Origin of the sequence: Streptomyces prunicolor (genome assembly GCF_045162825.1) — a bacterium.
Taxonomy (GTDB): Bacteria; Actinomycetota; Actinomycetes; order Streptomycetales; family Streptomycetaceae; genus Streptomyces; species Streptomyces prunicolor.
In genome coordinates this window covers 1,683,134-1,703,071 of sequence record NZ_CP108676.1, presented here as the reverse complement: position 1 = coordinate 1,703,071, position 19,938 = coordinate 1,683,134, and the positions used below count along the sequence as shown (strand labels likewise).

The following is a 19,938-nucleotide window of genomic DNA, read 5'->3' as shown; positions in this document are numbered from 1 at the left end:
ACGCTCGATCACTATGCTCACTTCATGAAGGAAGTGATCGCGACCCGCTACATCACACCCCTGCGTGAGGGCGGCTCGCTGCCCGGGCTCGTCGAGGGCGACGACTTCGGGACGTACGTCATGAAGTTCAGCGGCGCGGGGCAGGGCCGCAAGACGCTCGTCGCCGAGGTCGTCGTGGGGGAGTTGGCCCGGCGGCTGGGGTTCAGGGTGCCCCGCCTGGTGACCCTCGACCTCGACCCCGTGCTCGGCCTCGGCGAACCCGACCAGCAGGTCCAGGAACTGCTCAAGTCCAGCGGCGGCACCAACCTCGGCATGGACTTCCTGTCCGGCGCGCTCGGCTTCGACCCGCTCGCCTTCCCGGTGAGCCCCGAGGAGGCCGGCCGCATCGTCTGGTTCGACGCCCTCGTCAACAACGTCGACCGCTCCTGGCGCAACCCCAACCTGCTGATGTGGCACGGCGACCTGTGGCTCATCGACCACGGCGCCACCATGATCTGGCACCACAACTGGCCCGGCGCCCAGACCTCCGCGGCCCGCCCCTACGACGCCGCCGACCACGCCCTTGCCCGCTTCGCACCGGACGTCGCGACCGCGGCCGTAGACCTGGCACCGCAGGTCACCGAGGAACTCCTCGCGGAAGTCACCGCCGAGATCCCCGACGCCTGGCTGACCGGCGAACCCGGTTTCGACACCCCGGACCTCCTCCGTGAGGCGTACGCGGCACCCCTCCTCGCGCGCGTGCCCTTCCTCCACGAACGCATCAAGGGACTCCAGTGACCGAGCGCCACATCATCCGCCCGAGCGAGGCGAACACCCGCGACGTATTCGAGTACGCCCTCCTGAGGGTCGTACCGCGCATCGAGCGCGGCGAGTGCGTCAACGCCGGGGTCCTCGTCTACTGCCGCGCCCAGTCCTACGTCGGTGCCCGCACCCATCTGGACGAGGCGAGGCTGCTCGCTCTCGACCCGGCGGCCGACGTGGCCGGAATCAAGGCCGCGCTCGGCGCCGTGGAGGGTGTGTGCGCGGGCGGGGAGGCGGCCGGGCAGGCGGCGGTGGACGATGCCGGGCGGCGGTTCCGGTGGCTGATCGCGCCGCGGTCCACGGTGGTGCAGCCGGGGCCCGTGCACACCGGGCTCACCGTCGATCCGGCGGCCGAGGCGGAGCGCCTGCTGGACCTGCTGGTGAGGTAATGGATCACACCTGGCCGCGCGCACGTTGACACCGAGTGCCAGGGCTTCTAGCGTCACGACTGCCGAAGGTACTAAGCGGTCGCTCACCGGCGGGCCGTGTTTCAAGGGCGAGAGATTCTCAAGGGCGAGGAGAACCAGCAATGTCCACCACTGAGCAGCGGGTCGCGATTGTCACCGGCGGGGCGCGGGGCATCGGCGCCGCCACCGCCGTACGCCTCGCGGCCGAGGGCCGTGCGGTCGCCGTGATCGACCTCGACGAGGCCGCCTGCAAGGACACCGTGGAGAAGATCACCGCGGCCGGCGGCAAGGCCCTCGCGGTCGGCGCCGACGTCTCCGACGAGGCGCAGGTCGAGGCCGCGATCACGCGGATCGTCGCCGAGCTGGGCGCGCCGACGATCCTCGTCAACAATGCGGGCGTGCTCCGCGACAACCTGCTCTTCAAGATGAGCGTCGCCGACTGGGACACCGTCCTCGGCGTGCACCTGCGCGGCTCGTTCCTGATGACCAAGGCCGTCCAGAAGCACATGGTCGACGCGGGCTTCGGCCGGATCGTCAACCTCTCCTCGTCCTCCGCCCTCGGCAACCGCGGCCAGGCCAACTACTCCGCCGCCAAGGCCGGTCTCCAGGGCTTCACCAAGACCCTCGCCATCGAGCTCGGCAAGTTCGGCGTCACGGCCAACGCGGTCGCCCCCGGCTTCATCGCCACCGACATGACCGCCGCGACCGCCGCCCGCGTGGGCATGGGCTTCGACGACTTCAAGGCCGCTGCCGCCACCCAGATCCCGGTGCAGCGCGTCGGCGAGCCCGACGACATCGCCAACGCCGTCGCCTTCTTCACCAACGAGGCGGCCGGGTTCGTCTCCGGCCAGGTGCTGTACGTCGCCGGCGGACCGCTCAACTAGGGAACACAGGAACACAGGAACACGGGAACGCGGGAAACCATGACTGAACTGCCTGAACTCTCCGGCAAGGTCGCCGTCATCACCGGCGCCAGCCGCGGCATCGGCTACGGCGTCGCCGAGGCGCTGCTCGCCCGCGGCGACCGGGTCTGCATCACCGGCCGCAGCGAGGACGCCCTCAAGGAGGCCGTCGAGGCCCTCGGCGCCGAGCGCGTCATCGGCGTCGCCGGCAAGGCCCACGACGAGGCCCACCAGACCGTCGTCGTCGAGCGCACGATGGAGGCCTTCGGCCGCGTCGACTTCCTGGTCAACAACGCCGGTACGAACCCGGTGTTCGGCCCCATCGCCGACCTCGACCTCAACGTCGCCCGCAAGGTCTTCGAGACCAACGTCGTCTCGGCGCTCGGCTTCGCCCAGAAGACCTGGCACGCCTGGCAGAAGGACAACGGCGGCGCCATCGTCAACATCGCCTCCCTCGCCGGTGTCTCCGCCTCGCCGTTCATCGGCGCGTACGGCGTCAGCAAGGCCGCGATGATCAACCTGACGCTCCAGCTGGCGCACGAGTTCGCGCCCGGCGTACGGGTCAACTCGATCGCCCCGGCGGTCGTGAAGACCAAGTTCGCCGCCGCCCTGTACGAGGGCCGCGAGGCGGAGGCCGCCGCCTCCTACCCGCTGGCCCGGCTCGGCGTGCCGTCCGACATCGGCGGTACCGCCGCGTTCCTCACCTCGGACCAGTCCGACTGGATCACCGGCCAGACCCTCGTCGTCGACGGCGGCATCCTCCTGAACGCCGGAGTCGGCTGACCGATCCGCCCGGGCGCCGATCTCTTTGCTGTTCCCTTGACGGAATCGGCGCCCGTGTCAGGACATAAAACGCGCACAGCCGAATGACAACGTCGTCATAAAAACGCTGCTCAACAGCCCCTCCCGAACCACCTTTTCGGGCCGCGGAACTGCGGTACGGTCTGCCGACCCTTGGTACGGCGGATCGAGGAGCGTGCGTGTGTTCACCCGGAACCGAGGCCTGCGGGCAGGCACGGCGATCGCGTCGATATCCCTGGTGGCCGGATGCGGTGTGTTCTCGGACGAGAATCCCGACGACCGGGGAGCCATCGTCGTCGGGACCACCAGCGCCCCCAGCACACTCGATCCGGCCGCCTCCTGGGACGGCTCCTGGGAGCTGTTCCGCAACATCTACCAGACGCTGCTGGCCTACCCGTCCGGCGCGACCGCGCCAGAGCCGGACGCCGCCAAGTGCGGGTTCACGGACGGTTCGAACACGACGTACCGCTGCGAACTCCGCGCGGACATGAAGTTCGCCGACGGCGACACCCTCGACGCCAGCGCCGTCAAGCACTCCATCGACCGCATCAGGCAGATCAACGTGTCGGGCGGACCCGCCGGCCTGCTGGGCAGCCTCGACCGGGTGCAGGTGCTCGGCGACCGCGAGGTGGTCTTCCACCTCAACAAGCCCGACGCCACCTTCCCGTTCGTGCTCGCCACCCCGGCCATGTCGATCGTCGACCCCGACGACTACCCCGCGCACTCCCTGCGCAAGGACGGCAAGGTCTTCGGCTCCGGGCCGTACACACTGAAGTCGTACGACGACGGGAAACAGGCCCGACTCGCCAAGAACGACCACTACAAGGGCTTCGCCCGGCGCGAGAACAGCGCGGTGACGATCCGCTACTTCCAGGACTCCGCCACCATGGTCAAGGCGCTGCGGGACGGGAAGATCGACGTCACCTACCGCGGCCTCGCCGCCGACGACATCATCGCCCTCCAGGGCCGCGCCTCCAAGAGCCTGCAACTGGTCGACGGCTCCGGCACCGACATCAACTACCTGGTGTTCAACCCCAAGGACAAGTGGGCCGGGAACCTCGCCGTCCGCAAGGCCGTCGCCCAGCTCGTCGACCGCGGGGCGATCACCCACAAGATCTACCGCGACACCGTGGACCCGCTCTACTCGATGGTCCCCAAGGGCCTCACCGGCCACACCACCCCCTTCTTCGACGACTTCGGAGACCCCAGCGTCCCCAAGGCCCACAAGCTCCTCACCGACGCGGGCATCAAACAGCGCGTCCCGCTCACCCTCTGGTACACGAGCGACCGCTACGGCTCCGAGACCGCCCTCGAATTCAGGGAACTGAAGCGGCAGTTGGACGACTCCGGGCTCTTCACGATCACCCTGAAGAGCCGCCCCTGGAAGACGTACGTGACGGGCTACCAGAAGGGTGAGTACCCGGTGTTCGGGCGCGGCTGGTCCCCGGACTTCCCCGACGCCGACAACTTCATCGCGCCGTTCGTGGGGCAGCAGAACGCGCTCGGTACGCCCTACCCGTCGACCAGGATCACCGACGTACTGCTGCCCGAGTCCCGCCAGGAGAGCGACCGGGCCGACGTGGTCAAGGAGTTCGAGGACGCCCAGCAGGTCCTGGTGGACGACGCGCGGCTGCTGCCGTTGTGGCAGGGCCGGCAGTACGTGGCCGCGAGCGAGGACGTCTCCGGCGGGGAGCAGGCCCTGGACCCGTCGACGATCATGATGATGTGGGAGCTGTACCGCAAGACCAGCTGGTGACAGGGCTCTTGGCACCCGTTGTCAGTGGCCGCCTGTAGGTTCTGGGCATGGCAGTGACCGCATCGCGTGGTCGCCCCTCATCGCAGTTGCCGCACACGGTAAGGAAGTTGACGTGACCGACATCTCCATGCTCCCCGAGTCCTGGCGCGGGGTCCTGGGCGACGAGCTTCAGCAGCCCTACTTCAAGGAGCTGACCGAGTTCGTCGAGGAGGAGCGCGCGAAGGGCCCGGTCTACCCGCCGCGCGAGGAGGTCTTCGCCGCGCTGGAGGCGACGCCGTACGACCAGGTGAAGGTGCTGGTCCTCGGCCAGGACCCGTACCACGGCGAGGGCCAGGGCCACGGCCTGTGCTTCTCGGTCCGCCCCGGGGTGAGGACCCCGCCCTCCCTGCGGAACATCTACAAGGAGATGAAGGAGGAGCTGGACCTCCCGATCCCGGACAACGGCTATCTGATGCCGTGGGCCCAGCAGGGCGTCCTGCTGCTCAACGCGGTGCTCACGGTCCGCTCCGGCGAGGCGAACTCGCACAAGGGCAAGGGCTGGGAGAAGTTCACGGACGCGGTGATCCGCGCGGTGGCCGACCGCCCCGACCCGGCGGTCTTCGTCCTGTGGGGGAACTACGCGCAGAAGAAGCTCCCCCTGATCGACGAGGAGCGCCACGTGGTGGTCAAGGGCGCGCACCCCTCCCCGCTGTCGGCCAAGAAGTTCTTCGGCTCCCACCCGTTCACCCAGATCGACGAGGCCGTCGCGAAGCAGGGCCACACCGCGATCGACTGGCGCATCCCGAACCTGGGCTGACCCCACCCGGGCCGGTCCGGGGCCGCCTGACGGGGATTGTCAGTGCCGCCGGTTAGCGTCGATGGAGACAGCCAGGGTGGCTGGCGAGTGCGGAGGACGCGGTGGCGGAGCGACAGGAGCAGGCGGCGCCGGACGCTGTGCTGACGCGGATCGGACAGGTCGTCATGCTGCACCACGGCGGCGACCGCGAGGAGGCCCGGGAGCGGCTGCTGGGCCTGTGGGCGGAGCTGGGCGAGGGCGGCGACCCGCTGCACCGCTGCACACTCGCCCACTACCTGGCCGACACCCAGGACGACCCGACCGATGAACTGGCCTGGGACCTAAGGGCGTTGTCGGCGGCGGACGAGCTGACGGACGGGCGGAACACCGGAATCCCCGGGGAGGCCGAAGACTCCGGGAACGTCGGTCAGGAGGGGGCGATCGCGATCCGCGCCTTCTACCCCTCCCTGCACCTCAACCTCGCCGCCGACTATGTGAAGCTCGACCGCCCGGACGCCGCCCGCACCCACATCCGCCGCGCCCGTGACGCCTGCACCGTCCTCGCCGACGACGGCTACGGCAACGGGGTGCGGGCCGCGATCGGCCGGCTGGAGCTGCGGCTGGGTGACGGGGGCGCGGGCGGGGGCGAGAGCTGGGGGCCGCCGAGACAGCGGCCGTAGGGCCCGGTCGGGACAGGGTTCCTGGGGTCCGGGTGGTGGCAGTGGTCCCGGAGTCCCCTCGCCTCAACGGCCGTACGTCTGGCCGCAGATGACCGACTGCGGGCTGTCCGACTGCCAGCCGCCGTACTTCTTGCCCAGGGCGCAGACGTCCTGCGTGGTCTTGGGCACCGACTTCACCACGTCCGGAATGTCCGCGCCCGGCTGCCGGGGATGGTACGGCTTCGGGTGCGGATGGGGGTGGGGATACGGGTGAGGGTGCTGGGGTGAGCGGGGGACCGGTGCCTGGGCCGCCTTCGGGGGCTGGACCGGTGCGCGGTGCGGCGGATGCGCGGCGGGTTTCGGGCGGTGGGACGGGTCGATGAGTTCCAGCGCCTCCCGCGCCGGGGCCTGTACGACCTGCGGCTCCGCGCTGCCGTCCGGGCGCGGCACCGACGCGTGGGACGGTACGGCCGGGGGAGCGGGGGCCGCCGGTCGCTGGACCGTCACACAGCCGGAGAGGGCCGAGACAGCCACGGTGACCAGGAGCGTTGCGGTGGTCGTCGTTCGATGCACCCGCGCAACTCTGCTGGTTCCGGCCCCGTTTGGGACAGCGGACGGGCGGATGATGCCCCACACGGGTGATCTCCGCCCCCTTACGGACGGCGCGCGCCTGCTCCGGGTGACGAGCGACGGGTGACGTGACGTCAGTCGCCGGTGTCAGTCACCGGTGTTGCCGTCGATCCGCTCGCGGAGCAGGTCGGCGTGGCCGTTGTGCCGGGCGTACTCCTCGATCATGTGGGTGTAGATCCAGCGCAGGTTGAAGTGCTCGCCGGTGCGCCGGTGCTTGGCCAGGGAGACGTCGTCCAGGGTGAACCGGGCCGTGTGCGCGTTCGCCGCCTCGATCTCGGCCTGCCAGGTGGCGTACGCCTCCGCCCAGGTGTCCGCCTCGGTGAGATGGAACTCGCCGTCCGGGTCCTCGTCGGTGTAGTAGATCGGGCCCACCTGCTCGTCCGCCATGACCTTGCGGAACCAGCCCCGCTCCACCTCGGCCATGTGCCGCACCAGGCCCATGAGCGACAGCGTGGACGGCTCCACGGAAGCGGTCCTCAGCTGTTCGTCGGTCAGCCCCTCGCACTTCCAGGCGAGGGTGTCCCGGTGGTACTTCAGCCAGCCCTCCAGCATGGTGCGTTCGTCGGCCGTGGTCCCGGGTTCGCTGCGCTCGATGGTCATGCCCGCATCCTCGCCTGCTCCGACCGCCCGCACCAGCGGTTATTCCCCCGCCGTATGCTTCTGAGCAGGTACAGGAGGTACCGCTCGGCGAGCGTTAGGGGACTCCGTGAAGGTCGGCTGCATCGGGCTCGGTGACATCGCGCAGAAGGCCTATCTGCCGGTTCTCGGCGGGCTGCCCGGGGTCGAGCTGCATCTGCAGACGCGCACCCCCGCCACGCTCGCCCGGGTCGCGGACGGCCTCCACCTCCCGGCGGACCAGCGGCACACGGACCTCGACGCGCTCCTCGCCCAGGGCCTCGACGCCGCGTTCGTGCACGCGCCCACGGCCGTCCACCCCGAGATCGTCACCCGGCTTCTGGAGGCGGGCGTACCGACATACGTCGACAAGCCCCTCGCCTACGAACTCGCCGACTCCGAACGGCTGGTGCGGCTCGCGGAGGAGCGGACCGTGTCGCTCGCCGTCGGCTTCAACCGCCGCTACGCCCCCGGGTACGCGCAGTGCGTCGACCACCCGCGCGAGTTGATCCTCATGCAGAAGAACCGGATCGGGCTCCCCGAGGAGCCGCGCGCGATGATCCTGGACGACTTCATCCACATCGTGGACACCCTGCGGTTCCTGGTGCCGGGCCCGGTCGAGGACGTCACCGTGCGCGCCCGCGTCCAGGACGGACTGCTGCACCACCTCGTGCTCCAGCTCTCCGGCGACGGCTTCACCGCGCTCGGGGTGATGAACCGGCTCAGCGGCTCGGTGGAGGAGATCCTGGAGGTCTCGGGCCAGGACACCAAGCGTCAGGTCCTCAACCTCGCCGAGGTCGTCGACCACAAGGGCCAGCCGACCATACGGCGCCGCGGGGACTGGGTCCCGGTGGCCCGGCAGCGCGGCATCGAGCAGGTGGTGCTCACCTTCCTGGACGCCGTACGCGCCGGAAAGGTGCTCAGCGCCCGGGACGCGCTGGCGACTCACGAACTGTGCGAGCGGGTGGTACGAGCGGTCGCGGACCGGTCCGCCGCAGCCTGAGCGCCTGTAGCCCCTCGCCGGCGCACATGGCCGCGAGGATCAGCAGCGCCATACCCACCGGCCAGGCGCCGTAGCGGACGTACGGCGTGACGCCGTGCGCGAGCGGGACGTCGTAGACCTGGGTCGTGCTCTTGTTCGTGCCGAGCCATGATCCGATGCGCTGTCCGCTCGGGCCGTAGACGGCGGAGACGCCGGTCAGGGTGGCGTGGACCATCGGGCGGCCGGTCTCGGCGGCGCGCAGGGCGGCGAGGGTGGCGTGCTGCTCGGGGGCCCAGCTGTGCTGGAACGACGAGGTGGACGACTGGGCGAGGAGGACGTCCGCGCCGTCCTGGGCGAGATGGCGGCTCATGTCGGGGAACGCGGTCTCGAAGCAGATCAGCGGACCGATGCGCAGCCCGTGCCCCGCGTTCATCACGACCTGCTCGGTGCCGTGCCTTCGGTCCACGCCCGCCGCCTTGCCGACCGAGGTCGCCCAGCCGAGCAGCGAGCGGAACGGGATGTACTCGCCGAAGGGAACGAGCCGCATCTTGTCGTAGCGGTCGCCGGTGAGGCCGCTGGGGCCGACCAGGATCGAGCTCTTGTAGATGCCGGGCTTGTCGGAGCGCTCGGCGTCCACGTTGACCAGGATGTCGGCGCCGGTCTCCTTGGAGAGGGCGGCGATACGGCGGGCGAGATCGGGCCGCTTGGTGAGGTCGAAGCTGACGCTGCTCTCGCCCCAGGCGATCAAGTCGACGTCCTGACCGGCCAGTTGGCGGGTCAGCTGTTCCTCGCGGTCGAAGCGCCGGGTGCCGCTCTCGTCGCCGTCGATGATCCCTGGCTGTACGACGGCGATCCGGACGTGGCCGTCGATGTCGGGGCGCGGCGACCACACCCAGGCCGCCGAGGTCACGGCGGCGGTGACGAGAAGCCCGGCCACGGCTGGCAGCCGCACCGCGCGGACCGCGACCAGCACAGCGACCGCGACATTGACGGCCACCACCAGGAAGCTCAGCAGCCACACACCACCGACGGACGCGAGCCGCAGCGCCGGTTCCACCTGCCACTGGGTGGAGCCGAGCAGCCCCCAGGGGCCGCCCAACCCCTGCCAGGACCGCACGAGTTCGACCATCAGCCAGCCCGAGGGCAGGACGAGCAGCGCGGCACCGCCCCGCCGGGGCGACGGCACGCCACCTAGGAAGCGGCGCACCAGCCAGCCCCACGGCGCCCACAGCGCGCCGAGCAGCCCCGCGATGACCACGATGAACACGCTCAGGCTCGGCACCAGCCAGCTGTGCACGGCCAGCATGAACCCGAGCCCCCCGAACCAGCCGTCGTACACCGCCCGCCGCCCGGTCGGCGCCGAGCGCGTCAGCAGGATCCAGGGGACGAGCGCGACGTAGGCGAACCACCACAGGGACGGCGCGGGGAACGCGAACACGGGCAGGGCGCCGGCGAACACGGCGAGCAGGGAACGCCGCCAGGGGGAGACGAGCCAGTCGCCGAAGTTCTTCATGTGAACCCCCTACCCGCTGGTGGCTCCGGTGTGCGCGCCGTGGTCGATCCCGGACAGCGGACGCCGAACCGGTCGTATCAGTTGACCACGGCTTCCGGGCGCCGTTCGGGAAGGCGCCGCCACTTCTCCTCCACGACGACCTCGGTCAGCCGCCAGCCTTCGTCCGTCCGCAGCAGCCCGAAGGCGTACCGCCCGCCGCACACGAAGTCGGGAGCGGTGGAGCCGTCGCCGTCGTCTGCCCTGGCCTCGTCCTTGGCGAAGCGCATCGGATTGACGTAGTCCGCCTGGACCCGGGCGGTGTCGTCGGTGTGCTGGTCCAGGGCTCCGAAGCGGATCCGCCGGTTGACGATCAGATGTTGTCGCATCGGGAACAACTTCATGCTCTCCGCGAGCCACTCGGCGATCTGTTCCGCGTTCCCCTCGATCCCTCCGGCGGACCGGTAGTCGGCTCGCCCGTCCGGGGCGAACAGCTTCCGGTACGCCCCCCAGTCGCCGTCGTCCACCGCCACCGCGTATTCGGTGATCACTTCGTCCACGGCCAGCCGGTCCATCACAATCGCCAGTTCCACACGCTGCGTCATCGGCTCAGTGTTGGCTACGGAGGGTGTCGCGCCAAGGGGGACGCGGATACAAGGTGGGGAACATTGAGTGGTCGTCGTCGCGAGGAGTGCTGATGAAACGTCTTGTCACGGTCGTCACCGGGGGCAGCCGGGGGATCGGCGCCGCGACCTGTCGACGGCTCGCGGAGGACGGGCACGACGTGGCGGTGGGCTACCTCCAGGACGAGCAGGCCGCCGAGGATGTCGCGGAGGCGGTACGGCGGGCCGGTGCCCGTTCGGTCTGCGTACGGGCGGACACCTCCGTCGAGGCGGACGTGGAGCGGCTCTTCACGGTGGCCGAGGAGCAACTCGGCCCGGTCACCGGCCTGGTCAACAACGCCGGGGTGACCGGCCCGTTCGGTCGCCTCGCCGACAGCGACCCCGCAGACCTGCGCCGGATCGTCGAGGTCAACCTCCTGGGCACACTGCTGTGTTCACGCCGTGCCGCGCGGGTCATGACGGCACGCGGAAACGGCGTCATCGTGAACATCTCGTCCGCCGCCGCCACCCTCGGCAGCCCCGGCGACTACGTCCACTACGCCGCGACGAAGGCCGCCGTCGACGCCCTCACGCTCGGCCTCGCCAAAGAACTCGGCCCCGACGGCATCCGCGTCAACGCGGTCGCGCCGGGCGTCATCGACACGGAGATCCACGCGAGGTCGGGCGACCCGGAGCGCCCCGAGCGGTTGGCGGCCTCGATTCCGCTGCGCCGCGCCGGCCGGCCCGAGGAAGTCGCCGCTGCCATCGCCTGGTTGATGTCGCCGGAGGCGTCCTACGCGACGGGGACGGTGGTGCGGGTGTCGGGCGGGCGGTGAGCCCGGGCCGGTACGGCTCGGCTGTGATGTGCCGTTCAGGCCGCCGCGATGACCTCGTCGCGTATCGCCTTGGCCCACTCGACCACCAACAGCTCGTATTCCTCGCGCTCTTGGGTGGAGAGCGAGCCGCCCGCACGCAGCCAGAGTGCCCGGATCTGCTCGTTCACATCGGAAGCAGACCGCACGGAACCAGGGGCCACGGAATCGGGGGACATGTGAACAGCCTAGGGGCAAGGACTGACACTGCGCTACCGGACGGCTACGCAGACCGTATGGGGTTGGTCACGGGCGGGGCGACCCCGGTATCCCGTGCGGGTCGGACGCTCAGTCGACCCACGTGACGACGCACTGGGTGTGACGTGCGGCGGTTCGATAGAACTCCCGCAGGGCGACGAAGTGTTCGGCCAGATGTTCCCGTACGTCGATGTCGAACCCGGGGCCGAACCCACAAACAACGGCCGCGACTTCGGCGGACGTCGGCATGTCCGCGAGCAGGTCGCCGAGTTGGAGACGGTCCAGCGCGGCGGAGATGTCGGCGACCGCGGCAGAGGCGAGCAGTCGAGGCGGATCGCCGAAACCGTCGTACACCTCGTCGTGGTCCAGGAATCCCACGTTTCCGTCGGGATCGCCCGAGACGGCCCGGTCGAGCAGGGCGACCACGCCCGGAGTGGCACCGGTCGAGCGGCAGTAGCGGATGAGGCCCCACAGCGCCCATCCCGTGTCGAGCAGATCGCCGACCGGCGGGTCCCAGCCGGGGGATGCCCCGGACTTGGTGAGGGCCGAAGCGCGGCAGCGGTCGAGATACTCGGACGTCACACGCGCGAACTGCTGGGTCAGCGCCATGAGTTGGTCCACCCCTCCGCTCCGCCCCAGCTCGCGGCCATTCCGACGTCGCCGATGGCGTGGGCTCAGCCCGCCGACTCCGCCGCGTGCGGGCTCAGCGCGCCCGCCGTCACCAGCGCGATGATGACGATGCCGAGGACGATGCGGTAGTAGACGAACGGCATGAAGCTCTTGTGCGAGATGAACTTCATGAACCAGGCGATGACCGCGTATCCGACCACGAACGCGATCACCGTCGCGAACATCGTCGGTCCCCACGCGACATGACCCCCCTCTGCCGCGTCCTTCAACTCGAAGGCGCCCGAGGCCAGTACGGCCGGCATGGCGAGGAGGAAGGAGTAACGGGCCGCCGCCTCACGGGTGTAGCCCATGAACAAGCCGCCGCTGATGGTCGCGCCCGAGCGGGAGACGCCGGGGACCAGCGCCATCGCCTGGCAGAGGCCGTAGAGCAGGCCGTCCTTGGTGTTGAGGTCCAGCAGGGTCTTGCGCTGCTTGGGGGCGCGGTGCCGGCCGCCGTTCTCGTCGCGGGCCGCGAGGCGGTCGGCGATGCCGATGACGATGCCCATCACGATCAGCATGGTGGCGGTGATGCGCAGATCGCGGAACGGCCCCTCGATCTGGTCCTTGAGCGTCACGCCGAGCACGCCGATCGGGATGGAGCCGACGATCACCAGCCAGCCCATCTGGGCGTCGTGATCGCGCCGCATCTCCTTGTTGGTGAGCGACCGGAACCACGCGGCGAGAATGCGCCCGACATCTTGGCGGAAGTAGATCAGCACCGCCGCCTCCGTGCCGAGCTGGGTGATCGCCGTGAAGGCGGCGCCCGGGTCCTCCCAGCCGGAGAAGGCCGCCGTCAGCCGCAGATGCGCGCTGGAGGAGACGGGGAGGAACTCGGTCAGCCCCTGGACGAGTCCGAGGATGAGGGATTCAAACCAAGACATGGAGTTACGGCGTCCAAGTGCTGATCGAGGAGGGGCAAAGGACACACCAAAACGCCGCGCGCGGTGAACGAGTGTGTGTGAGGGGCAGCGTAGCGTCCCGGTGTGACAGGCCGGACACAGGGGTTTCACGGCGGTCCCGCGACTCCGGGCCAGAGGTTTCAGGGCGGTTGCGTGCCCCCGCACACAGAGGTTTCACGAGTGGTCCGACGACTCCGGGTTCGCGGTGTTGACCTGCTGCGGGGGCGGCGCATACGTTGCAGCGGAGGAAAGCGCTTGCTGCATGCGCTCGCTGTCCCCGGAGGAGTGCTGATCACGCCCATGTCCACACAAGCCACCGACCCCGGGGCGTTCCAGCCCTTGCCGCCGCTCATCGGCCGACGCATCAGGGCCGCCGTGGTCGGCGCCGGTGCCATCGGCCGGGGTTCCCATTTTCCCGCGCTCGCCCGGCTCGCCGAGGAGGGCGAGACCGAGGTCGTCGCGGCCGTTGACATCGATGCCAAGTCGGTCGAGTCCTTCTGCTCCGAGGCCGGGATCCCGCACGCCTACACCGACCTGGAGCAGATGCTCCGGGAACAGCGGCCCGACCTCGTCACCATCTGCACCCCGCCCACCCTGCACCGCGCGCAGACGATCGCCGCGCTGCGGGCCGGCGCCTGGGTCTGGTGCGAGAAGCCGCCGGTGCCGACGCTGGCCGACTTCGACGCCGTGGAGAAAGAAGAAGGCGCGGCGAAAGAAGAAGGCGCGGAGGGTGCGGAAGGGGGCGCGGAAGGGGGGCCAGGAAAGGGCACGGCCGGTGGGCCGTTCGCCTCGATCGTCTTTCAGCATCGTTTCGGGTCGGGCTCGCGGCATGTGCGGCGGCTGCTCGCCGAGCAGGCGATGGGGCGGCCGCTCGTGGCGCACTGCCAGACCACCTGGTACCGCGACACCGCTTACTACGCCGTGCCCTGGCGCGGGCGTTGGGAGACCGAGGGCGGCGGTCCCGCGATGGGACACGGCATCCACCAGATGGATCTGCTGCTCGATCTGCTCGGGCCGTGGAGCGAGGTGAAGGCCATGGCCGGGCGGCTCGTCCACGACGTGGAGACCGAGGACGTCTCGACCGCGCTCGTCCGCTTCGAGAACGGCGCGATGGCGACCGTCGTGAACAGCGTGCTGAGCCCCGACGAGGTCAGCCGTATCCGCATCGACTGCGAGCGCGCCACCGTCGAACTCACCCACCTGTACGGGCACAGCAACGACAACTGGCGCATCACCCCCGCCCCGGACGTGTCGGGCGAGGAGGTCGCCGCCTGGCAGGACTTCGGGCCGGACGTGCCGAGTTCGCACCTGGAGCAGTTGCGCGAACTCGTCGTCAGCATGCGGGCCGGCGAACGGCCGCGCAGCAGCGGCGCGGACGGGCGCACCAGCCTGGAGCTGATCACCGCGCTCTACAAGTCGGCGTTCACGGACACGACCGTGCGGGCCGGCGAGATCGGCCCCGGAGACCCCTATTACACGGCGCTGCACGGCGGCGCCCCCGGCTGGGCGCCTGTGGCGCGCGAGGAGGTGTCGGCGTGACCGGCCTGCGTATCGTCCATGCCCACGGGGACCGCATCACGGTGACCGAACCGGCCACCGGCGTCGAGCTGTTCAGCTATGTGTACCGGCCCGAGGCCGCCTGGGAGGCGCCGAAGCCGTACCTCCACCCGATCAGGACGCTGGCCGGTGACGTCGTCACGGACTACCGGCCCAACGACCACCGCTGGCACAAGGGGCTGCAGTTCACCGCCTCGCATCTGTCGGGCCAGAACCTGTGGGGCGGCAACACATACGTGCACGGCGAGGGGTATCTCCAACTCCCGGAGCGGGTCGGGTCGATGACCCATGTCGGCTTCGACGAGATCGATGCGGACGACGACCGTCTCGTCATCGCCGAACGGCTGACCTGGCATCCGTACAGCGGTGAACTCTGGGCCGACGAGCAGCGCCGGATCGAGGTGCACGATGTGGACACGGACTCGGAGTCCGGTTCGTGGGCGCTGACCTGGACGAGCGCCGTGACGAACCGCCGCGACGAGCCCCTGCTGTTCGGCAGCCCGACCACCCACGGGCGTGAGGCGGCGGGCTACACCGGCCTCTTCTGGCGCGGCCCGCGCGCCTTCCGTGACGGCCGGATCATCGGCCCCGACGGCGAGGGCCCCGAGCTGATGGGCTCCCAGGGCCCCTGGCTTGCCGTCTCCGGCGAGCACGACGGCACCGACGGCCACGCGACGATCGTCTTCGCCCACGCCCCCGAGAACGACGAGTCCGGCGCCCAGGGCACCCACCCCGATCACTGGTTCGTACGCAACGAGCCGTTCGCGGGAATCGCCCCCTCGTACGCCTTCTACGACGAGCTGGTGCTCGACCCCGGCGACACGCTCACCCGGCGCTACCGGGTCGTCGTGGCCGACGGGGCGTGGGAGCGGGAGGAGATCGCCAAGTACCTGGAGGCGCGGCCGTGGTGAGTGCAGGGTCCGTGGGGGGTTTCTCCGGGTTGCCGGGCGGGGTCGCCGTCTCGCATCTGTCCGTCTACGACTGGCCCGCCGAGGTCGATGCCGAAATAGACGCCGGGGTGTGCGGCGGAACTCCCCATATGCACCTGACCTGTTCGGAGGGGTACGTCGTCACCGGCGGCCGAGGTGCGGTGCAGACGCTCACGACCTCCGGGTACAAGGTGACGCCGCTCGCGGCCGGAACGGTCGCCTGGTTCACGCCGGGCACCATCCACCGGCTCGTCAACGAGGGCGACCTGCGCATCACCGTCCTCATGCAGAACAGCGGCTTGCCCGAGGCTGGGGACGCGGTGCTCACGCTGCCCCCGCGGTACCTCACCGACCCGGAGACGTACGCCGCCGCCACCGTGATCCCGGCCGACGCGCCCGAGGCGGAGCAGGAACGGGTCGCCCGGGCCCGGCGCGACCTCGCCCTGGAGGGCTACCGGGCGCTGCGCGCGGCGGAGGGTGCGGCGGGTCCGGAAGCGCTGGCCGCGTTCCACCGGGCCGCCGCCGCGCTGGTACGACCCCGGCTGGGGGAGTGGCGCGAGCGCTGGGAGCGGGGGGCGCGGGCCGCTGCTACGGCTACGGGGGAGCAGCTCGACCGGCTGGAACAGGGTGACTTCTCGCACCTCGCCGATGCCGCGGTACGGGCCGAACAGCCGTCCGCGTATGGGAAGTTCGGGATGTGCGGGCGGTTGGACGTCTACAAGGGGCAGTAGGTCTGGGTCTCAGGCTGCGGTTGGGCCCGTCACCGTCCAGCCGGGTGTCTGCGGGTGGGCCGTCAGGTCCTGGTGGTGGACCGGGGCGCCGCAGGCCGTGCAGGTGACGGCGGGGACGAGCTCATTGCCGCAGATGTGCTCGATCACCATGGGGCGGTCGAGCTGATCCCTTCGAAGATGCCGGTCGCCCCACGCCATGAGGGTCATCAGGACCGGCTCCAGTTCGAGGCCCGCCTCCGTGGGCCGGTACTCGAAGCGCTGCGGGTGCTCGCTGTACGTCCGCCGGGTGAGGATCCCGGCGTCGACGAGGCGGCGCAGCCGGGTGGCCAGGACGTCGCGCGGGGCGCCGATGTTGCGGACCAGCTGGTCGAAGCGGCGGTTTCCGAGGCACACCTCCCTTAGGACGAGCAGGGAGTACTTCTCGCCGACGAGTGCGAGGGCGTCGGCGATGGAGCAGGGGCGCGGGTCTTTGGGGGTGGGCTTGTCTTTGGGGGCGGCCATGGTGCCCAGTCTAGGGGCGATTCACGAGTGGGTTTGATTTTCCAACCGACGGGACTATGGTGAGTTTGGATTTCCTACTCGCTAGTAGCTCTGGTTGCTGTTCCCTTGATCGTTGTGGAGGCCCGCACGATGTCTGTAAAAATTGCGCGTGACGCAGTGATCGTCGAAGCCGTACGCACGCCCGTAGGTAGGGGCAAGCCGAACGGCTCCCTCGCCCAGGTCCACCCCGTCGAACTCCTCTCGCACACCCTGCGCACCCTCGTCGAGCGCACCGGGATCGACCCGGAGATCATCGACGACGTCATCGGCGGGACGGTCACCCAGGTCGGTGAGCAGGCCGCCAACATCACCCGGCAGGCCGTGCTGGCGGCCGGATTCCCGGAGTCGGTGCCCGCGACCACCGTGGACCGCCAGTGCGGCTCGTCCCAGCAGGCCGTGCACTTCGCGGCGCAGGGCGTGATCTCCGGGGCGTACGACCTGGTCGTGGCCTGCGGAGTGGAGTCCATGGGGCGCGTGCCGATGGGGTCGAGCGTGCTGCCCGGCACCGACCCCTTCGGCCCCGGTGTCGCCGGGCGCTACCCGGAGGGCCTCGTCCCGCAGGGCATCAGCGCCGAACTCATCGCCTCCAAGTGGTCGATGACACGGGACCAGTTGGACGCCTTCGCGGTCTCCTCGCACCAGAAGGCGGCCACCGCCTGGGACGCGGGACTGTTCGACGCCCAGGTGACACCCCTGGCGGGCGCCTCGCGCGACGAGTGCGTACGGCCCGGCAGCACCACCGAGATCCTCGGCGGTCTCAAGCCCGCCTTCTACGACGCGACGTACGCCGAGCGCTTCCCGCAGATCGAGTGGAACATCACCGCCGGCAATTCCAGCCCCATCAATGACGGAGCCTCCGCCGTGCTCATCACGTCCAGCGAGACGGCGGCCCGTCTCGGACTGCGCCCGCTCGCGCGGCTGCACAGCTTCGCGGTGACCGGTTCCGACCCGCTCCTCATGCTCACCGGTGTCATCCCGGCCACCGAGAAGGTGCTGCGCCGGGCCTCGCTCACCCTCGACGACATCGACCTGTTCGAGGTCAACGAGGCGTTCTCCAGTGTTGTGTTGGCCTGGCAGCAGGAGACGGGTGCGGATCTCGCCAAGGTCAACGTGCACGGTGGGGCCATCGCGATCGGGCATCCGCTCGGGGCGAGCGGTACGCGGCTGACGACCACGCTGGTGCACGCGATGCGGGACCGGGGGGCGCGTTACGGGCTGCAGACGATGTGCGAGGCGGGGGGTCTCGCCAACGCGATGATTCTTGAGGCGGTCTGATCCCTCACTGGGCTCGCAGGTGGTGGCGCTTGCGCCAGGCCACCACCGCGCCGCCCAGGGCAGGCAGGGCGATGCAGGCCATCGCGATCAGGAAGGCCGGCGAGGTCGGGCTGGAGGCGCGGGCGCCGGCGACGACGTACGCGGCGGTGTTCGGGATCGAGCCGAGCGCCGTCGCGAGCAGGAACGGCGTCCAGCGCATACGGGAGACGGCCGCGCAGTAGTTCACGCCCCAGAACGGCAGTCCCGGGAAGAGTCGCGCCGCCAGCATCGAGCGGAAGCCGTGCCGGCTGAGCTGGCCGTCCGCGGCCTTCAGCCACCGGCCCCGCAGCAGCGGGCGCAGGGCGTCCTGGCCCAGCACCCGGCCCAGGCCGAAGGAGATCCCGGCGCCGAGCACCGTGCCCGCCAGTGCCGCGCCGGTGCCCAGCTGCGAGCCGAACAGCGCACCCGCCGCGAGATTCAGCAGGGGGCGCGGTACGAACGCCACGCTGCACAGGCCGTACGCCGCCGCGAACACCAACGCGGCCATGGCGCCGCCGAGTTGGGGCGGCCAGCCGTCGGAGAGCAGTCTCTGCGGGTGGAAGAGCAGCACGGTCGACGCCGCCCCGGCGAGCAGCACGAGCAGCAGCGACAGCCGCGACCACGGCGAGAGCAGGGCTCTCGTGCAGCGCGCGGCGAAGCCGGCCGGGGTGACGGGCAGCAAGGGCGCGACGGGCAGCAGAAGCGCGACGGGCATGGCCGCGGGGACGGCCACGACTGCGGCGAGCTCCGTGCCATTGATGTGAGCAGCGGTCTGGGCGGTGGCCTGGGGAGTGGCCTTGACGGTGCCCCCAGAGCAGGTGCCCCCAGAGTTGGTGGCGGCATCGGCGAGCATGTCGGCGACACTAACCGACCTGTGTATGTGATCGCCGTATGGTTCGTCTCATGAGCGTCACAGGTGCGGGCACCGCGCGGGTACCGGGCAGCGTTCTCGCGGACACCGTGCTGGATCGGCTCACGGCCACGTACGCCGCCGCGGCCGACCCGGAGCGGGCCGTGCCCATGCGGGCGTACATGAAGGACATCGCGCCCTTCCTGGGCCTCACCACACCCGTACGCAGGGCGTTGTCCCGCACGGTCCTGGAGGGCACACCCCGCCCCGACGAGACCGACTGCACCGCGATCGCCCTGCGCTGCTGGGAACTGCCGGAGCGCGAGTACCAGTACTTCGCGGTGGACTACCTGCGCCGCCATGTGAGGCACTGCACGTCCGGCTTCCTGCCGCTCGCCCGTCACCTCGTCTCGACGGTCCCCTGGTGGGACACCGTCGACGCACTCGCCTCCCACGTAGTGGGAGGCCTGGTCGCCGCCGATCCGAAGCTGGCGACGGACATGGACGCGTGGATCGCGGACGAGGACCTGTGGGTGGCCCGTACGGCCCTTCTCCACCAACTGCGCTACAAGGAGCGCACCGACACCGAACGCCTCTTCGCGTACTGCCTGCGCCAGTCCGGGCACCCGGACTTCTTCATCCGCAAGGCGATCGGCTGGTGCCTGCGCGAGTACGCCAAGACGGACCCGGAGGCGGTACGCGGCTTCCTGGCCCGGGAGAAGGGGCGGTTCGCGCCGCTGTCGGTGCGCGAGGCCCTGAAGAATCAGCCCTGAAGAATCAGCCCTGAAGAATCAGCACTGAAGAACATCGGGGCCTGAACTCCCGTGTCCTCGTAGATCAAGCGCCCTCATAAATCGTTCGACGCAGGGCAAAGCGTCGGCAATGATCGGAGCCATGTTCCGGTTCGCCTTCCACCACGCAGCATCCGCGGTCGCGGATGCTCCGAAGGCTGCCGTTCCCGTGCTCGATCCCGTTCTCCTC

General features: G+C 70.2%; 23 protein-coding genes. 14 read left to right on the top strand and 9 right to left on the bottom strand.

Annotated features, from left to right (window positions below):
- The first annotated feature begins 24 nt into the window (after window positions 1–24).
- From OG588_RS07595 to OG588_RS07565, 7 genes are all read left to right on the top strand, one after another.
- Complete coding sequence (locus OG588_RS07595) at window positions 25–777, top strand: HipA family kinase (protein ID WP_405946622.1); 753 nt, start codon at window positions 25–27, stop codon at window positions 775–777.
- The gene (locus OG588_RS07590; RefSeq protein WP_405946621.1) at window positions 774–1,190 is read left to right on the top strand and encodes a DUF3037 domain-containing protein; all 417 of its coding nucleotides are present in this window, start codon (window positions 774–776) and stop codon (window positions 1,188–1,190) included. Before OG588_RS07595 ends, OG588_RS07590 begins: the two co-directional genes overlap by 4 nt.
- A gap of 140 nt (window positions 1,191–1,330) precedes the next feature.
- Window positions 1,331–2,092 carry a 3-oxoacyl-ACP reductase FabG gene (gene fabG, locus OG588_RS07585; protein ID WP_329245464.1) on the top strand — a complete coding sequence of 254 codons (762 nt, stop codon included), beginning with the start codon at window positions 1,331–1,333 and terminating at the stop codon, window positions 2,090–2,092.
- A 39-nt stretch (window positions 2,093–2,131) separates the two neighbouring features.
- On the top strand, window positions 2,132–2,893 hold the full coding sequence (locus tag OG588_RS07580) for an SDR family oxidoreductase (RefSeq protein ID WP_405946620.1): 762 nt from the start codon (window positions 2,132–2,134) through the stop codon (window positions 2,891–2,893).
- 199 nt (window positions 2,894–3,092) lie between these two features.
- Window positions 3,093–4,667, top strand: coding sequence for an ABC transporter substrate-binding protein (locus OG588_RS07575; RefSeq protein ID WP_405946619.1), 1,575 nt, complete (start codon window positions 3,093–3,095; stop codon window positions 4,665–4,667).
- 112 nt (window positions 4,668–4,779) lie between these two features.
- Entirely contained in the window at window positions 4,780–5,463 is a 684-nt protein-coding gene (ung, locus tag OG588_RS07570; protein WP_405946618.1) for a uracil-DNA glycosylase, read from the top strand.
- Between the two features lie 101 nt (window positions 5,464–5,564).
- On the top strand, window positions 5,565–6,122 hold the full coding sequence (locus OG588_RS07565) for a hypothetical protein (RefSeq protein ID WP_405946617.1): 558 nt from the start codon (window positions 5,565–5,567) through the stop codon (window positions 6,120–6,122).
- A gap of 63 nt (window positions 6,123–6,185) precedes the next feature.
- On the opposite strand, the gene OG588_RS07560 is transcribed toward OG588_RS07565, so the two are convergent.
- Entirely contained in the window at window positions 6,186–6,674 is a 489-nt protein-coding gene (locus tag OG588_RS07560) for a hypothetical protein (protein ID WP_405946616.1), read from the bottom strand.
- Between the two features lie 144 nt (window positions 6,675–6,818).
- The gene (locus OG588_RS07555; RefSeq protein WP_405946615.1) at window positions 6,819–7,331 is read right to left on the bottom strand and encodes a DinB family protein; all 513 of its coding nucleotides are present in this window, start codon (window positions 7,329–7,331) and stop codon (window positions 6,819–6,821) included.
- Window positions 7,332–7,437: 106 nt separating this feature from the next.
- Here OG588_RS07555 and OG588_RS07550 point away from each other — a divergent pair, with 106 nt between their 5' ends.
- On the top strand, window positions 7,438–8,349 hold the full coding sequence (locus tag OG588_RS07550) for a Gfo/Idh/MocA family protein (RefSeq protein ID WP_405946614.1): 912 nt from the start codon (window positions 7,438–7,440) through the stop codon (window positions 8,347–8,349).
- Here OG588_RS07550 and lnt read toward each other — a convergent pair.
- Both lnt and OG588_RS07540 read right to left on the bottom strand, forming a co-directional pair.
- Entirely contained in the window at window positions 8,267–9,841 is a 1,575-nt protein-coding gene (gene lnt / locus OG588_RS07545) for an apolipoprotein N-acyltransferase (RefSeq protein WP_405946613.1), read from the bottom strand. The two genes, OG588_RS07550 and lnt, sit on opposite strands and share 83 nt — an antisense overlap.
- Window positions 9,842–9,918: 77 nt before the next feature.
- Window positions 9,919–10,422: a nuclear transport factor 2 family protein gene (locus tag OG588_RS07540; RefSeq protein WP_405946612.1), complete on the bottom strand. Its 504-nt coding sequence runs from the start codon at window positions 10,420–10,422 to the stop codon at window positions 9,919–9,921.
- A 92-nt stretch (window positions 10,423–10,514) separates the two neighbouring features.
- On the opposite strand from OG588_RS07540, the gene OG588_RS07535 reads away from it, so the two are divergent.
- The gene (locus tag OG588_RS07535) at window positions 10,515–11,255 is read left to right on the top strand and encodes an SDR family NAD(P)-dependent oxidoreductase (protein ID WP_405946611.1); all 741 of its coding nucleotides are present in this window, start codon (window positions 10,515–10,517) and stop codon (window positions 11,253–11,255) included.
- A gap of 35 nt (window positions 11,256–11,290) precedes the next feature.
- Here the strand turns inward: OG588_RS07535 and OG588_RS07530 are convergent, their stop codons facing one another.
- The 3 genes from OG588_RS07530 to OG588_RS07520 all read right to left on the bottom strand — a co-directional run bounded on the left by OG588_RS07530 (window position 11,291) and on the right by OG588_RS07520 (window position 13,039).
- On the bottom strand, window positions 11,291–11,470 hold the full coding sequence (locus tag OG588_RS07530) for a hypothetical protein (protein WP_366094064.1): 180 nt from the start codon (window positions 11,468–11,470) through the stop codon (window positions 11,291–11,293).
- A gap of 109 nt (window positions 11,471–11,579) precedes the next feature.
- A complete protein-coding gene (locus tag OG588_RS07525) occupies window positions 11,580–12,110 on the bottom strand; it encodes a DUF1877 family protein (RefSeq protein ID WP_405946610.1) in 531 nt (176 codons plus the stop codon).
- 53 nt (window positions 12,111–12,163) lie between these two features.
- Window positions 12,164–13,039, bottom strand: a complete 876-nt coding sequence (locus OG588_RS07520) for an undecaprenyl-diphosphate phosphatase (RefSeq protein WP_405946609.1) — start codon at window positions 13,037–13,039, stop codon at window positions 12,164–12,166.
- 318 nt (window positions 13,040–13,357) lie between these two features.
- Here OG588_RS07520 and OG588_RS07515 point away from each other — a divergent pair, with 318 nt between their 5' ends.
- Genes OG588_RS07515 through OG588_RS07505 form a run of 3 tightly spaced genes read left to right on the top strand, consistent with a single transcriptional unit; the run spans window position 13,358 to window position 16,274 of the window.
- The gene (locus tag OG588_RS07515) at window positions 13,358–14,596 is read left to right on the top strand and encodes a Gfo/Idh/MocA family protein (protein ID WP_405946608.1); all 1,239 of its coding nucleotides are present in this window, start codon (window positions 13,358–13,360) and stop codon (window positions 14,594–14,596) included.
- Window positions 14,593–15,525 (top strand): PmoA family protein, encoded by a 933-nt coding sequence (locus OG588_RS07510; RefSeq protein WP_405946607.1) that lies wholly within the window; start codon window positions 14,593–14,595, stop codon window positions 15,523–15,525. The genes OG588_RS07515 and OG588_RS07510 overlap by 4 nt, the downstream gene beginning before the upstream one ends.
- Window positions 15,522–16,274 (top strand): cupin domain-containing protein, encoded by a 753-nt coding sequence (locus OG588_RS07505; protein WP_405946606.1) that lies wholly within the window; start codon window positions 15,522–15,524, stop codon window positions 16,272–16,274. The genes OG588_RS07510 and OG588_RS07505 overlap by 4 nt, the downstream gene beginning before the upstream one ends.
- A gap of 9 nt (window positions 16,275–16,283) precedes the next feature.
- On the opposite strand, the gene OG588_RS07500 is transcribed toward OG588_RS07505, so the two are convergent.
- Window positions 16,284–16,775: a winged helix-turn-helix transcriptional regulator gene (locus OG588_RS07500; protein ID WP_405946605.1), complete on the bottom strand. Its 492-nt coding sequence runs from the start codon at window positions 16,773–16,775 to the stop codon at window positions 16,284–16,286.
- Window positions 16,776–16,904: 129 nt separating this feature from the next.
- Here OG588_RS07500 and OG588_RS07495 point away from each other — a divergent pair, with 129 nt between their 5' ends.
- Window positions 16,905–18,089 (top strand): thiolase family protein, encoded by a 1,185-nt coding sequence (locus tag OG588_RS07495; RefSeq protein WP_405946604.1) that lies wholly within the window; start codon window positions 16,905–16,907, stop codon window positions 18,087–18,089.
- Between the two features lie 4 nt (window positions 18,090–18,093).
- On the opposite strand, the gene OG588_RS07490 is transcribed toward OG588_RS07495, so the two are convergent.
- Window positions 18,094–18,960 (bottom strand): TVP38/TMEM64 family protein, encoded by an 867-nt coding sequence (locus OG588_RS07490; protein WP_405946603.1) that lies wholly within the window; start codon window positions 18,958–18,960, stop codon window positions 18,094–18,096.
- Window positions 18,961–19,010: 50 nt separating this feature from the next.
- On the opposite strand from OG588_RS07490, the gene OG588_RS07485 reads away from it, so the two are divergent.
- Entirely contained in the window at window positions 19,011–19,730 is a 720-nt protein-coding gene (locus OG588_RS07485) for a DNA alkylation repair protein (protein WP_405946602.1), read from the top strand.
- Window positions 19,731–19,938 lie beyond the last annotated feature (208 nt).